Source organism: Nonomuraea spiralis (assembly GCF_014648435.1).
In the GTDB taxonomy this organism is placed as follows: domain Bacteria; phylum Actinomycetota; class Actinomycetes; order Streptosporangiales; family Streptosporangiaceae; genus Nonomuraea; species Nonomuraea spiralis.
Genome location: NZ_BMRC01000015.1, coordinates 116,843 through 130,306, shown reverse-complemented (window position 1 = coordinate 130,306; position 13,464 = coordinate 116,843). Strand labels below are relative to the sequence as shown.

The window sequence follows — 13,464 nt, the reverse complement described above, 5'->3', positions numbered from 1 at the left end:
GGGAGTTCCCTGTGATCATCGAGGACCTGTCCGAGCCGGAAGCCGCCCTCTGGGAGGCGTTTCCCACAGCGCGTCCTGTGGATCTTCCTGGCACCCCCGTTCGGGCTGCGATCATCGCAAGGATGTTGCTCGGCGCCCGGGAACGCCTGGCAGGGCAGACGCCCGGCATGCACCTGTCCGGCGCCCGGATCACGGGCCGATTGGACCTGTCGTACGCCGAGGTACAACACCCTCTGATCCTGATTGGGTGCGAGTTCGAGGAAGCGCCGGTCTTCACCGGAGCCCGCACCGGCCTGGTGGACCTCGCGGCCTCCCGGGCGCCCGGACTGCAGGCCGTAGACGCTGTGATCGGCGGGGCGCTGCGCCTGGAAGGCTGCGAGATGGCCGGCCCGATCGAGCTTGCCGGGGCCCATGTGTCCGGGACGCTGAATCTCAGCGGCGCAACGATCCACGCACCTCAGGCTGTCCACGCCGACGGCCTGATCGCCGACCGTGATCTTCTGTGCGCGAACGCCGTCATCGACGGTGAGTTACGCGTTGTCGGCGCCAGGATAGGCGGGACGATGACCCTCGACGGCGCCCGGGTCGGGCGGTCAGGCGGCTTCAGCCTCACCGCCGAGGGGGTCGTCATCGACGGCGGGTTGTCGTGTGCCCGCGGTTTCCGCTCCTGGGGGGAGCTGAGCGTGCAGGACGCCCGGATAGGGCGCCGGTGCGTCTTCAGCGGAGCTCAGCTGTCCAACCCGGACGGCATCGCCCTGAACGCGGAGAGGCTCGGTGTCGAGGGCGGGCTGCGTATCGATGACGGCTTCTCGGCCGAAGGTGAAGTCCTTCTGCGTGGAGCCCGTGTGGCCGGTTCGCTCCGTTTCGCGCAGGCGCGCCTCACCAATCCGGGAGGACGCGCGCTGAACGCGCCGCTGATGGAGATCGGCAGCGGACTGCGGCTCACACCAGGTTTCGTGGCGAACGGAGAGCTCTTTCTGGACTCCACCCAGGTCCGCGGGTCGGTCAACCTCGACGGCGGGACGTTGTCCAACCCGGGCGCGACGGCGCTCTCCCTGCGTCGGCTGGGGGTCACCGGCAGGCTCAGCTGCGGCGAAGGCTTCCGTGCCGACGGGGAGATCGTGCTCATCGACGCCCGAATCGAGGGCAGCCTGGAGTTTCACGGTGCCGCCCTCAGCAATCCCGGAGGGCGGGTTCTGTCCTTGTGGGAGGTGACTGCGGGCGGCGGCATCGACTGCTGCGAAGGCTTCGCGGCCACGGGAGACGTCTCGATCAGGAATTCCCGGATCGCCGCCACACTGTGTCTTGCGGAGACCACCATCGACGGTGACCTTCACCTTCGTGGTGTAGAGGCGGCTTCGCTGAAGATCGGGCCCCAGACGGAACTGCTGCGGGCCGTCGACCTTCGCCACAGCCGGGTCGGCGTGCTCGATGACGATCCCAGCCGGTGGCCTGCTCACGTACTGATGAACGGCTTCACCTATGACGGCCTGGAGGCTCCCCTGCCTGTCCGGGAGCGACTTGACTGGCTGGCCAAAGAGGCCTACCAACCTCAACCCTATGAGCAGTTGGCCGCCGTCTACCGCCGGCAGGGTCACGATGAGGCTGCTCGCGACGTGCTGCTGGCCAAACAGCGTCGCCGCCGCTCGGGGCAGCGGCTCGGGGCGCGGCTGTGGGGACATGTGCAGGACTGGACCGTCGGGTACGGCTACCGACCCTTCCGCGCCGCGCTCTGGCTCGCAGCCCTTCTCCTCGTCGGCACGGTCGTTTTCACCGCCCACCAGCCACCGGCCTTCAAGCCGGGCGAGGCTCCCCCCTTCAACGCCTTCCTCTACACCCTGGACCTGCTCCTCCCGATCATCAGCTTCGGACAGGAGAGCTCCTTCGGCCCGCGCGGCGCACAACAGTGGCTCGCCGCGGCGTTGATCACGGCAGGCTGGATCCTCGCGACGACCATCCTGGCAGGCCTCACTCGCGCACTCTCCCGCCAATGACGCGGTCCGATCCACCGCCTGGTGTTGCCGCTCCACATCGCCCTCGCAATGTCAGAAGCTCTGACGGGGAGGGCGGCGCCGGCTCGTCGACCGAGCCCGAAGGCCACGCTCAGGCCCAGTCCGTTCGCGGTGGACTTCTACCCGCTCAGGTCGGTCAACGGCGCACCCGGTAGCGCAGGTGAAGCACCCGGTTGCCCTGAATCGCCACGTCCGGATCCTCCAACAGGTGCTGCGCGTGGACCGACCCGAAGTAGCGCTTGCCGGACCCGAACACGACGGGTACGACGTCCATGCGCACCTCGTCGATCAGGCCCGCGGCAAGCACCTGGCCACCGACGTCGCCGGCGGCGACCTCGACCATGCGGTCACCCGCGAGCTCCTGTGCCTTGGCCATGGCCGCCTCGACACCGTCGACGAGGTGGAACGGCGCCTCGGGGTCCCACCCCTCGGGCATCGGCCGGTGCGACACGACGACCACGTGGTCGATGCCGCCCGGCGGCTTCCCGTCCCAGCCGTCCGTCAGGTCGAATACGTGGCGGCCGACGATCGTGACCCCGATCTGGTCCCAGTACGGCCGGGTGTAGTCGTAGGACGTCTGCGACACCTTCAGCTCGCCGCTCTCGTCCAACGGGACGTCACCGCTGGACAGCCAGTCGAACAGCGGTCCGGGCTGGTCATTCTCGTCCGCGATGAAGCCGTCCACCGACACCGAGCTGTACATGACCACCTTGCCCACGGGGCTCTCCTCTGCTTTGGGGTGCCCCAAATTAGCGTGTCGTGAGCTGTCGTTCTTGTAAGAAATCAATCGGCCGGCAGCGGCCAGCCGTCCAGCGCGTGGCCGGGATGTTCGCGTAGGAACCGCCGCCGGACTTCGACGTACCGGGTCGGCGTGAGCCCCGTGAACGCCCGGAACTCGTGGCTGAAGTGGGCCTGGTCGAAGTAGCCTGCGCCACCGGCGAGGTCGCCCCAGTCGATCGGCCCGGCGGGGTCGATCGAGAACACGGTGGCGGCGAAGCGGTAGGTGCGGGCCAGCCGCTTCGGCGTGACGCCGATGAGCTTCTTGAACCGTTGTGCCAGATGAGTGCTGCTGACACCGGCTGCCACGCTCAGGTCGCCGATCGCCACCGCCCCTCTGGTCGCCGCGATGACGCTGCTCGTATGGCGGACCAGCCCCAGGCCGTCGGTCTCGCACAGCCGTCGCATCAGCTCCTCCTCGAGCAGCGTCAGCATCTCGTGCGGTCCGTCCGCCGTGGCCAGCCGGTCTCGCAGCTCAGCGATGGCAGGCCGGCCCCAAACCTGCTCCATCGTCACCGGCCGGTCACACAGCTCGCCCGCGGGCATCGGCAGGAACGGCGCCGGCCCCCACGGCTTGAAGTGCACGCCGACGGACCGGGTCCGGAGTGGGTAGCCGAACTCCAGCGCGCGGGTGGGCGTGGTGACCACGCAGCCGTCGGCGTACTCGGCCGTTTCGATGTCGGTGCCGGCGCGGATGCGGAACGGCGCCCCGAGGTTGACGATGAGCAACGCCGACGGCATCGGCGGCAGCGTCAGCCGGGCGTACGGCGACGCACCCTCCAGGTAGTAAAGGTCGTCGATCAGCCTGTCCAGCGGCGGACGCGGCACTCTGGACACGTACTCCACGCCCAAAGTATCGCCGACGCCCCACCGGCCCGACAGCTGATCCAGCTCGTCCCCGACCGGCACACACCATCGCTGGAACGAACCCGCCACGGACGCCGACGTCCTACTCTCACGTGCCTGACAAGATCACATCGCTCTGAGCTGCGGACATCCTATGCGGAGCGGCGGATGCCGAGCCTGGCGAGTCCGATGAGCAGCATCGCGACCGAGGACCAGGCGGCCCAGTCGCCCAGGCTGGTGTAGACGGTCGAGGCGCCCTGCTGCGGCAGCGCCGCGAACACTGTGTTCACGCCGGGCTTGCCGCTGCGGCCTTCGGCCAGCACCCGTCCCCGGGTGTCGCTCACCGTGAGGAAGCCCTGACGGGCCGCGCGCGCCACCGACAACCCGCTCTCCACCCCGCGGACCATCGCCATGCGGCTGTGCAGCCAGGCGTCGTCGTCGAAGTCCCAGGCGGGGGCGAGCAGCGCGGTCGCGCCGGCCTGGCGGTACTGCCGTACCAGCCAGGGGAAGTCGAGGTCCTTGCAGACGATCAGGCCCGTCGTGGTCGGGCCGAGCAGGGTCAGTGCGCTTCCGGGCGTGAACTCCGACTCCAGCCCGGGAATCATGTGGTGTTTGTCGTAGCGGGCGCCGGACGGGTAGACCAGCGCGCTGTTGGTCCGCGTCGCGCCGGTGCCGAGCGCGACGCCGGCGACGACCGCCACTCCCGGCCTGGCCAGCGGCAGGCGGGCGGTGGCCGCCTCGAACGTCTTCTCCGGCAGCACCGCGATCTCGGCACCGCGCGCGGCGGCCGCGTCGACGGCCCGGCCGTAGCGCCGGAGCAGGTCGCGCCCCTGCGGGGAGTCCAGTTCCGCGGTGTCGCGCGGGTTGTCGGTGGAGATCAGCGCGACCTCGCGGTGCTGCCCGCCGTCCTGGCCGGTGCCGAGCCGCGCGAAACCGTACGCCAGGGCGAGCGCCACCATCGCGCCCGCGGTCACCGCGACAGGGAGCCGGCCGGTCGCGCCTGGTGCGAGAAGCGCGGCCACGGCGGCGGGCACGAGCAGGAGCAGGAAGGTGATCCCCCAGACGCCGGTGACGGAGGCCGTCTGCAGGACGGGCAGCACGTCGGCCTGCGTATAGGCCAGGCTCCACCAGGCGCCGTGCGGTCCGGCCAGCGCCATCAGGTATTCGACGCCGACCCACGACGCCGGTACGGCGAGCACGGCCGACAGCGTCCGCCGCCTGGCCAGCAGCGAACGGTGAAGCAGCACACCGAGGCCGTACAGCAGCGCCGGCCCGGCGAGCAGGCCGGCCGCCACCGGGACGGGCGTCTCGAGCGTCCCGGTGAAGTACGGCCACCACTGCAGCTGCCCGCCGAGCCAGGCGAGGGCGCCGGCGGCGAAGGCCGAGCCTCCGCTCACCCGGGGGGCGGCGAGCAGCACGGGCAAGGGAGCGAGCCACGTCAGCCAGGCCACGGGATGCAGGCCGGTGCCGAAGTGCAGCAGGACAGCCGAGGCGAGGGCCGCGGCAAGCGCGATCAGGGCACGTTTCATGGCGACGATGCTGCTCGCGGCCACCCTGGTGGCGCGTCACTCGTGAGTGTGATCTTCGATGTCACTCTCACCGGCGACCACGAGGCCGCATTCGTAGGCGAACACCGCCGCCTGCACCCGATCCCGCAGGTCCAGCTTGGTCAGGATGCGGCTGACGTGCGTCTTGACCGTGTGCTCGGTGACCACGAGCGCGGCGGCGATCTCGCCGTTGGACAGTCCGCGGGCGACCAGCCTGAGCGTTTCGCGCTCCCGCTCGGTGAGCGCCTCCAGCCTTCCCGCCAGCCGCGGCATCGGGCCGTGAGCCGGCCGTCTGACCAGGTTCTCCAGCAGCCTGCGGGTGGCTGCGGGCGCCAGCAACGCCTCACCGGCGGCCACGGTGCGCACCGCATGCGCCAGCTCGTCGCGGCGGATGTCCTTGAGCAGGAAGCCGCTGGCGCCCGCGCGGACGGCGTCGTAGACGTACTCGTCCAGGTCGAACATGGTCAGGACGAGCACCTTGGCGGAGGTGGTCGCGCAGATCTCCCTGGTGGCCTCGATGCCGTTCTTGCCCGGCATCCGCACGTCCATCAGGACCACGTCCGGACGCAGCCGCGCTGCCAGCTCGATCGCCTCGTCGCCGTCCGCCGCCTCGCCCACCACCAGCATGTCCGGCTGGGCACCGAGGATCAGGCCGAACCCGGCGCGGAAGAGATCCTGGTCGTCGGCGATGAGCACGCGCAGCATGCGCGCTATTCAAGCGGAAAGACGGCTCTGACCATGAATCCGCCGTCCTGTCCCGGTCCCGCGGTGAGCGTCCCGCCGTACGCGGTCGCCCGTTCCCGCATGCCTGTCAGGCCGTGGCCGCCGCTGTCCCGACGTGACCCGCCGCCCTCGTCGGCGATCTCGACGAGCAGTTCCCGCGCGGTCCAGCGCAGGTGGAGCCGTACGTCGCGCACCCCGGCGTGTTTGCGCACGTTGGTGAGGGCTTCCTGGACGATCCGGTAGACGGCGGCTTCCAGGCTGCCGGAGATCCGCCGCCGCTCGCCTTCCACGGTCATGACCACGTCCAGGCCGCTGCGTTCGGCAAGTGAGGCGAGTCCGTCCAGGCTCGGCTGGGCGGGCCCGAGGTGCTCCCCAGCCGGAACGGCCGACGCGCGCAGCGCCGTGAGCAGGCCGCGCAGCTCGGTGAGCGCTCCCCTGCCGGTGTCGGCGATCGCGTCGAAGACGGCCTCGGCCCTGGGCGCGTCGCTCCGTACGACAACGGGCCCGGCCTCGGCCTGCACGACCATCAGCCCGACGGCGTGCGTGATGATGTCGTGCATGTCACGAGCGATCCGCGCTCGTTCCTCCGCCACGGCGGCGATGTGCTCCTGTTCGCGGCGGCGGGCCCGTTCGGCCAGTTCCGCGGTACGTGACCGGTTCGCCCGGGCGCTGGTGCCCAACGCGTAGGCGGCCACGAAGGCGGTGCCGATCAGACGGAAGATCTCGCTGTCCTCCCCCGGCAGCGCCAGGGAAACGCCGACGATCACGGCGATCGCCGGGATCGCGGCCAGGCGCTTCCACGTGGGACTGACGTCGGCGATGGTGTAGACGGCGACCAGGGGGCCGAACGGGAGGAACGGCTTCTCCCAGAAGACCATGACGGTCATCGCGGCGCCGACGAACAGCGCCACGGCCATGGGCGCGTGCCTGCGCCAGTAGACGGGCGCGGAGGCGAGCGCGCCCAGGGCGACGATCCACCACACCTTCGGACCGGGCACCAGCAGCGGACCGAGGGTGGCCGCGGTGGTGACCGCCGCGATCGCGACGTCGCCCCTCAGACCGGAGAACCTGGCAGCCCAGAGCATCAGAACCCCGCCGGCGCGACCCACGCTGATCATTCGCTCATTATCGGCTCCGCCCGACGGGCGCCACTCCCTGGCGGTCAGCCGGAGCCGCGATCCGCTACGACGAGACGTGCCCCCAGTAATGGGACAAGTCCGGTCGAACGGGTGCGTGCCTGGCGAGGGTTTCCGACTGCGCTCGCCCATCGGACTCGACCTCGGCGCGCGCACGTCGGAGGATACGGCCGTGGCCATCTGCGCCGAGGTGATCCGACTCCGCCGGGGCGGGTCCGGCCGCACGTTGACCACAGCCGAAGGACGCATCCACCTATGTCACCATCGATCACATAGGAGTCCCTGCCATGACCACCGTCATGCTGATCCACGGCGCCTGGCACCGGCCGAGCACCTGGACGAGGTTCGAGCCCGAACTGCACACACTCGGCTACGCCACGCGCACGCCCGCGCTTCCGAGCGCCGGTGAACGTCCCACCGCGGGCATGCACGACGACGCCGCCGTACTGGCGGGGGAACTGGCCGCGGTCGAAGGCCCGATCGTGCTGCTCGCCCACTCCTACGGCGGCATCCCGGCGACCGAGGCCGCCGCCGGGGCGGGCAACGTCGAGCGGCTGATCTACCTGGCCGCGTACATGCCGGACCGGGGACAGTCGTTGTGCAACCTCCACGGCCTGCCGGACCCCGACGACACGAGCGGCCTGTTCCCCCTCGTCGACCAGCCACGCACCTCGCTCTACGGCGACCTGCCGGACGCCGAGGCCGAGCAGGAGATGAGCCGCCTGGTCAACCAGACCACGCGGTCCTTCACGGAGAAGGCCGACACGGCCGGCTGGCACGACATCCCCTCCACCTACATCATCGCCGAGCGGGACCAGGCCCTCCCGCCCGCCCTGCAAGAGCGGATGGCAGCCCAGGCCGCCGAGATCCGCAGGCTGACCAGCGGCCACTCTCCGTTCCTGTCCCAGCCGCACCGTCTGGCCGCTCTCATCGACGACATCGTGCGGTCCGCGGCCGACTGAACCCTGCCCGACGCGGCCGGCCACCTCATCCGCCTTAGGGGCCGACGGCGGGATCTCGGCGACCATGCCAGGCGCTTTGGCGGCGGGCACAAGGTTTCAGGCGCCATTCGTCGTCCACGATGAAGAGGACCGCGGCAGCCTGGCCTAGCGTTCGGTCATGCGCCGCCTCTCCCTCGACGACCTGTACGGCCTGGCCCTACCCGGCGATCCGCAGCTGCGCCCTGACGGCTCCGCGGTCGCCTACACCCTGACGACCGCGGACCGAGAGTCCGACGCCAACGTGACCGAGATCTGGTTGGCCGCTCCCGGTGCCACCCCACGCAGACTGGCGACCGGCGCGGCCCCCCGCTGGTCACCCGACGGCCGCACCCTCGCCTTCCTGCGCCCGGCCGGCGGGCCGCCGCAGATCCACCTGCTGCCCATGGACGGCGGCGAGCCGCGCGTCCTCACCTCTGCGCCGCTCGGCGCCGGCGTGCCCGTCTGGTCGCCCGACGGCACCCGCATCGCCTACGCCGGGCCGACCGGCGAGGTGGACCAGAACGCGCCGATCGTCATCGACACGCTGGAGTACAAGGCCGACGGCGCCGGCCTGCTGCGCGGCCTGACCACGCACCTGTTCGTCGTCGACGTCGAGGACGGCGCCTCGGCGCAGGTGACCTCGGGCGACTTCCACGCCGGCCCGCCCGCCTGGGCCCCGGACGGCGACCTGCTGGCCTTCACCGCCGGCCTGGACCCTGACCGCGACCTGGACATCTGCGGCGGCCTCTACCTGGTCGAGCCCAAGCAGGACGGCGCGCTCGAACGCGCGGGCGGTGCCGGCGTGATCTGCGCGGGCGTCTGGTGGCTGGGCGGACGCTGGGTCGTGGCCGGTTACCGGGAGGTGCCCGAGGGGCATACCCGCCTGTTCGCCCTGGAAGGGGATGACTTCGCCGAGATCCAGACCGGCCTCGACCGCAACGTGATGATCGGCGCGCCCGCCTACCCGGGGGCGACGCCCACGATCAACGGCGATGACCTGCTGTTCTGCGTCCGCGACCGCGGACTCACCCACCTGTACCGGCTGGCGCCCGGCGGCGTCGCCGAGCGGATCGTCGACGGCGAGCACAACGTGGCCGGCGTCAGCGTCGCCGCCGGCCGGGTGGCCTACGTCGCCTCCACCCCGTGCAGCGCCGGCGACGTCTACCTCGACGGCGAGGCCCTCACCGACCACGCCCCCGAGGGTGTCGAGCTGTTCCAGCCGCGCAGCCGTACCTTCTCCGCCCCCGACGGGACGCCGGTCGAGGCGTTCGTGCTGCGCGACGAGACGCTGACCGAGCCGGGCCCGCTGCTGCTGGACATCCACGGCGGCCCGCACAACGCCTGGGCGCCCGTCTTCGACGGCGTCCACCTCTACCACCAGGCGCTCGCCGCCCAGGGCTGGACCGTGCTGCTGGTGAACCCCCGGGCCAGCGACGGGTACGGTGAGGCGTTCTACACCGCCACGGCCGGCGCCTGGGGCATCTCGGACGAGGACGACTTCCTGACCCCGCTCGACGTCCTGGTCGAGGAGGGCGTCGCCGACCCCGCCCGGCTGGCGGTCACCGGCTACAGCTACGGCGGCTACATGACCTGCTGGCTCACCAGCCGGACCGGACGCTTCGCCGCGGCCGTGCCCGGCGGGGTCGTGGTCGACCTGCGCAGCATGGCAGGCACCGCCGACCTCGGCTACTTCCTGGCCAAGCACGAGGTCAGAGGGGAGTTCGTCGAGCAGTCGCCGATCACCAACGTCGGCGACGTCGTCACCCCGACCCTGATCCTGCACGGCGGTGCGGACGACCGCTGCCCCGTCGGCCAGGCCGAGCAGTGGTTCGAGGCGCTGCGCGAACGCCGGGTGCCGGTCCGCCTGGTCCGCTATCCCGGTGGCTCGCACCTGTTCATCGTCAACGGACGGCCTTCGCACCGCTTCGACTACAACGAAAGGATCCTCACGTGGCTGGAACAATGGGTCAGCGGCTCGCCGAACTGATCGAGAAGTACGAGGTCCCGGGCGCGGCACTCGCCTACCTGCACAACGGGGAACTCCACGAGTTCGCCGCGGGCGTGCTCAACGTCGACACCGGCGTCGAGGCGACCCCCGACTCGCTGTTCCAGATCGGCTCGGTCTCCAAGGTCTGGACCGCCACCCTGCTCATGCAGCAGGTCGAGCGCGGCCGGCTGACCCTGGACACGCCGGTCGCCGAGCTGCTGCCCGGCTTCCGGGTCGCCGACGCCGAGGTGACCAAGACCGTCACGGTCCGGCACCTGCTGTCGCACACCAGTGGCATCGACGGCGACCTGTTCCTCGACACCGGCCGCGGCGACGACTGCGTCGAGAAGTACGTCGAGGCCTGCGCCGACCTGGCCCAGAACCACCCGCTCGGCGCCACCCAGTCGTACTGCAACTCCGGCTTCGTCATCGCCGGGCGCATCCTGGAGGTGCTGGAGGGCAAGACCTGGGACGCGGTGCTGCGCGAGAACATCTGCGAGCCGCTCGGCCTGACCCACACCTGGACGCTGCCGGAGGACGTGCTGCGCTTCCGCGCCGCGCACGGCCACGTCGAGAACGGCAAGGCGGCCCCGGTGTGGGGCCTCATGCGGTCGTGCGGCCCGGCCGGCCTCATCTGCGCCCGTCCGCGCGACGTGGTCGCCTTCGGCCGCGCCCATCTTGAGGGCGGCCTGCTGGACGACCCGCGGGCGATGTGGGAGCCGCAGGTCGACATCCCCAACCCGCACACCCTGGGCAGGCAGTGGGGCATCGGCTGGATCCTGGACGAGTGGTCGGGCCACCGCGTCATCTCGCACGGCGGCAACACCATCGGCCAGCACGCCATGCTCTGGGCCGTGCCCGACACCGGCACCGTCGTGTGCGTGACCACCAACGGCGGCCACAGCGGCGCCCTCACCCACGCGGTGGCCACCGAGCTGTTCGCCGAGCTCGACGGCCTGGCCGTGCCGCCGGTGCTCGGCCCGCCGGAGACCCCCGTGCAGGTGGACGTCGAGCATTACGCCGGCGTCTACGAGCGGGTCGGCGCCCGCATGACCGCCAGCGTGCACGACGGCGCGCTCAGGATGCGCGTCGAGGCGACGGGCGCGCTCGCCGCCCTTCAGGAGCCGTTCGACCTCGACCTCGTCGCGGTCGACGACGTCACCTTCGTCGGCCGCCGCGAGGGCGACCCCGACTGGGTCTCCGGCGTGTTCTACCAGCTCGACGACGGCTCGCCCTACTTCCACCTCGGTGTCCGCGCCACCCCCAAGATCGCCTGAGGAGACCACATGGATCTGCAGAAACGCCTCGACGAAGCGGCCGCGGCCCACGACGTGCCCGGCGCCGCCATCGCGGTGTGGACCGGTGGCCGGCTGCACGAGGCGGCCACGGGCGTGGTCAACCGGGACACCGGCGTGGAGACCACCCCCGACAGCGTCTTCCAGGTCGGCTCCACCACCAAGGTGTGGACGGCCGCGCTGATCATGCAGCTGGCCGAGGAGGGCCTGCTCGACCTGGACGAGGAGGTCGGGGCGTACCTGCCCGAGTTCGCCCTGTCCTACGACGCCGTGATCAGCGTCAGGCAGCTGCTGACGCACACCGGCGGCTTCGACGGCGACCTGTTCGAGGACACCGGGCGCGGCGACGACAGCCTCGACAGGTTCGTGGCCTACCTGCACGGCGCGGGCAAGGTGCACGAGCCGGGCGAGCTGTTCTCGTACTGCAACGCCGGCTACTGCGTGCTCGGCGCCATCGTGGCCAGGCTGCGCGGCACGACCTGGGAACAGGCCATGCGGGAGCACCTGCTGACGCCGCTCGGCGCCACCCACGCGGCGCTGCTGGCCGAGGAGGCCGTGCTGTTCCGCGCGGCGGCCGGGCACATCGGGCCGGGCAACGACGTCTTCGCCCAGTGGCAGATGCCCCGCTCCAACGCGCCCGCCGGGGCCACCCTGTGCCTGGCCCCGCGCGAGCTGGTGCGCTTCGGCCGTATGTTCGCCGCGGGCGGCCTGGCCGAGGACGGCACCAGGGTGTTGTCGGCGGAGAGCGTCGCCGCGATGCGCACCCCGCAGACCGAGGTGCCGGGCGTGCCCGGCCTGATGGCCGCCAACTGGGGGCTCGGCTTCGAGCTGTTCACCTGGGGCGCCTACGGGCACGACGGCGGGACCCCGGGCCAGAGCACGTTCTGGCGGGTGGCCGACGACGGCTCGTACGCGATCGCGATGAGCGTGAACGGCGGCAACTTCTTCGGCGTCATGAACGACCTGCTCCTGCCGCTGCTCAGGGAGGGCGGGCTGGCGGCCCCCGACCTGCCCGCCCCGCCGGAGCAGCCGCGGGCCGTGGACCCCGCGCCGTACGCCGGCCGGTACGAAGGGCCCCAGCTGGCCTACGAGGTCTCGCCGGCGGGCGGCGGCGTCGAGGTCACCCTGATCCCCGGCGCGTTCATGGCCAGCATGGGCCAGCAGGGCACCACCGCCAGGTACGTCCACCTCGCCGAGGACACCTTCATCGCCGAGCAGCCCGAGGAGGGCAGGCACGACACCGTCACGTTCGTCGTGCGGGACGGGGTCGCCACGCACCTGCACAACGGCCGCGCGGTCCCGCGTGTTTGAGCGGGACGCGCAAAAGGTCTTCGCGGCGGCGGGCGTGCGCGGCTTCGTGCACGCCCGCGACGTGGACGGCGAGGCCGAGACCGGGCTCGACCCGGACGCCCCGGTCGTCCTGGCCTCGGTGTTCAAGCTGCCGATCCTGCTGGAGTACGCCAGGCAGGCCGTGGCGGGCGAGGTGGACCGCACCGAACGGCTCACCGTCACCGAGGCGGACAAGGACGGCGGCATCGGCACCTCGGGCTGCGCCGACGACGTGTCGCTGACGCTGCGCGACCTGGCCCACTTCATGATGTCGATGAGCGACAACGCGGCCACCGACGTGCTGCTGCGCCGGGTGGGGCTCGACCGCGTCAACGCCACGCTGGAGGACCTCGGGCTCGGGCGTACCCGCCTGATCGGCGGCTGCGCGACGCTGTTCGAGTCCGTGATCGAGGAGCTGGGCACCATCGACGTGGCCGGCATCCCCGAGGAGCGGATCAGGGCGCTGGCCGTACGCGATCCGCAACGGACCACCGCGGGCACGCCCCGCGAGATCACCACCCTGCTCGGCCTCGTCTGGCGCGACGAGGCGGGCCCCGCCGAGGCGTGCGCGGAGGTGCGCGACATCATGAGCAGGCAGATCTGGCCCCACCGCCTCTCCTCGGGCTTCCCGGACGAGGTACGGGTGTCGGCCAAGACCGGCACCCTGTGGGGCGTGCGCAACGAGGCGGGCGTCGTGGAGTACCCCGACGGCGGGCGGTACGCCGTCGCGGTGTTCCTGCACGGCGACAACCTGGCCTTCCGTATCCCCGCCGCGGACGCCGCCATCGGTGAGGCCGCCCGTCTCGCCGTCGAACACCTACGCGACTGATGA

The 13,464-nt window shown here is 71.4% G+C and carries 11 protein-coding genes; 6 read left to right on the top strand and 5 right to left on the bottom strand.

The genetic code is table 11. From position 1 onward, the window contains the following. Positions 1-11 precede the first annotated feature (11 nt). Positions 12-1,994 (top strand): hypothetical protein, encoded by a 1,983-nt coding sequence (locus tag IEZ27_RS32640; RefSeq protein ID WP_189650764.1) that lies wholly within the window; start codon positions 12-14, stop codon positions 1,992-1,994. Positions 1,995-2,148: 154 nt separating this feature from the next. Here the strand turns inward: IEZ27_RS32640 and IEZ27_RS32635 are convergent, their stop codons facing one another. The 5 genes from IEZ27_RS32635 to IEZ27_RS32615 all read right to left on the bottom strand — a co-directional run bounded on the left by IEZ27_RS32635 (position 2,149) and on the right by IEZ27_RS32615 (position 7,023). Then, positions 2,149-2,730 carry a dihydrofolate reductase family protein gene (locus IEZ27_RS32635; protein ID WP_189650763.1) on the bottom strand — a complete coding sequence of 194 codons (582 nt, stop codon included), beginning with the start codon at positions 2,728-2,730 and terminating at the stop codon, positions 2,149-2,151. Positions 2,731-2,795: 65 nt separating this feature from the next. Next, positions 2,796-3,635: a helix-turn-helix domain-containing protein gene (locus IEZ27_RS32630; protein ID WP_229824557.1), complete on the bottom strand. Its 840-nt coding sequence runs from the start codon at positions 3,633-3,635 to the stop codon at positions 2,796-2,798. Positions 3,636-3,787: 152 nt separating this feature from the next. Beyond that, positions 3,788-5,164: a nitrilase gene (locus IEZ27_RS32625; protein WP_189650762.1), complete on the bottom strand. Its 1,377-nt coding sequence runs from the start codon at positions 5,162-5,164 to the stop codon at positions 3,788-3,790. 36 nt (positions 5,165-5,200) lie between these two features. Then, positions 5,201-5,887 carry a response regulator gene (locus tag IEZ27_RS32620; RefSeq protein WP_189650761.1) on the bottom strand — a complete coding sequence of 229 codons (687 nt, stop codon included), beginning with the start codon at positions 5,885-5,887 and terminating at the stop codon, positions 5,201-5,203. A 5-nt stretch (positions 5,888-5,892) separates the two neighbouring features. Further along, positions 5,893-7,023, bottom strand: a complete 1,131-nt coding sequence (locus tag IEZ27_RS32615; RefSeq protein ID WP_189650760.1) for a sensor histidine kinase — start codon at positions 7,021-7,023, stop codon at positions 5,893-5,895. Positions 7,024-7,328: 305 nt separating this feature from the next. On the opposite strand from IEZ27_RS32615, the gene IEZ27_RS32610 reads away from it, so the two are divergent. The 5 genes from IEZ27_RS32610 (at position 7,329) to IEZ27_RS32590 (ending at position 13,461) form a co-directional block, all read left to right on the top strand. Further along, positions 7,329-8,003, top strand: coding sequence for an alpha/beta hydrolase (locus tag IEZ27_RS32610; protein ID WP_189650759.1), 675 nt, complete (start codon positions 7,329-7,331; stop codon positions 8,001-8,003). A 157-nt stretch (positions 8,004-8,160) separates the two neighbouring features. After that, complete coding sequence (locus tag IEZ27_RS32605) at positions 8,161-10,008, top strand: S9 family peptidase (RefSeq protein WP_189650758.1); 1,848 nt, start codon at positions 8,161-8,163, stop codon at positions 10,006-10,008. Beyond that, positions 9,972-11,285: a serine hydrolase domain-containing protein gene (locus IEZ27_RS32600; RefSeq protein ID WP_229824556.1), complete on the top strand. Its 1,314-nt coding sequence runs from the start codon at positions 9,972-9,974 to the stop codon at positions 11,283-11,285. Before IEZ27_RS32605 ends, IEZ27_RS32600 begins: the two co-directional genes overlap by 37 nt. Positions 11,286-11,294: 9 nt before the next feature. Next, the gene (locus IEZ27_RS32595; RefSeq protein ID WP_189650757.1) at positions 11,295-12,614 is read left to right on the top strand and encodes a serine hydrolase domain-containing protein; all 1,320 of its coding nucleotides are present in this window, start codon (positions 11,295-11,297) and stop codon (positions 12,612-12,614) included. After that, a complete protein-coding gene (locus tag IEZ27_RS32590; RefSeq protein ID WP_189650756.1) occupies positions 12,607-13,461 on the top strand; it encodes a serine hydrolase in 855 nt (284 codons plus the stop codon). The genes IEZ27_RS32595 and IEZ27_RS32590 overlap by 8 nt, the downstream gene beginning before the upstream one ends. Positions 13,462-13,464: the final 3 nt, after the last annotated feature.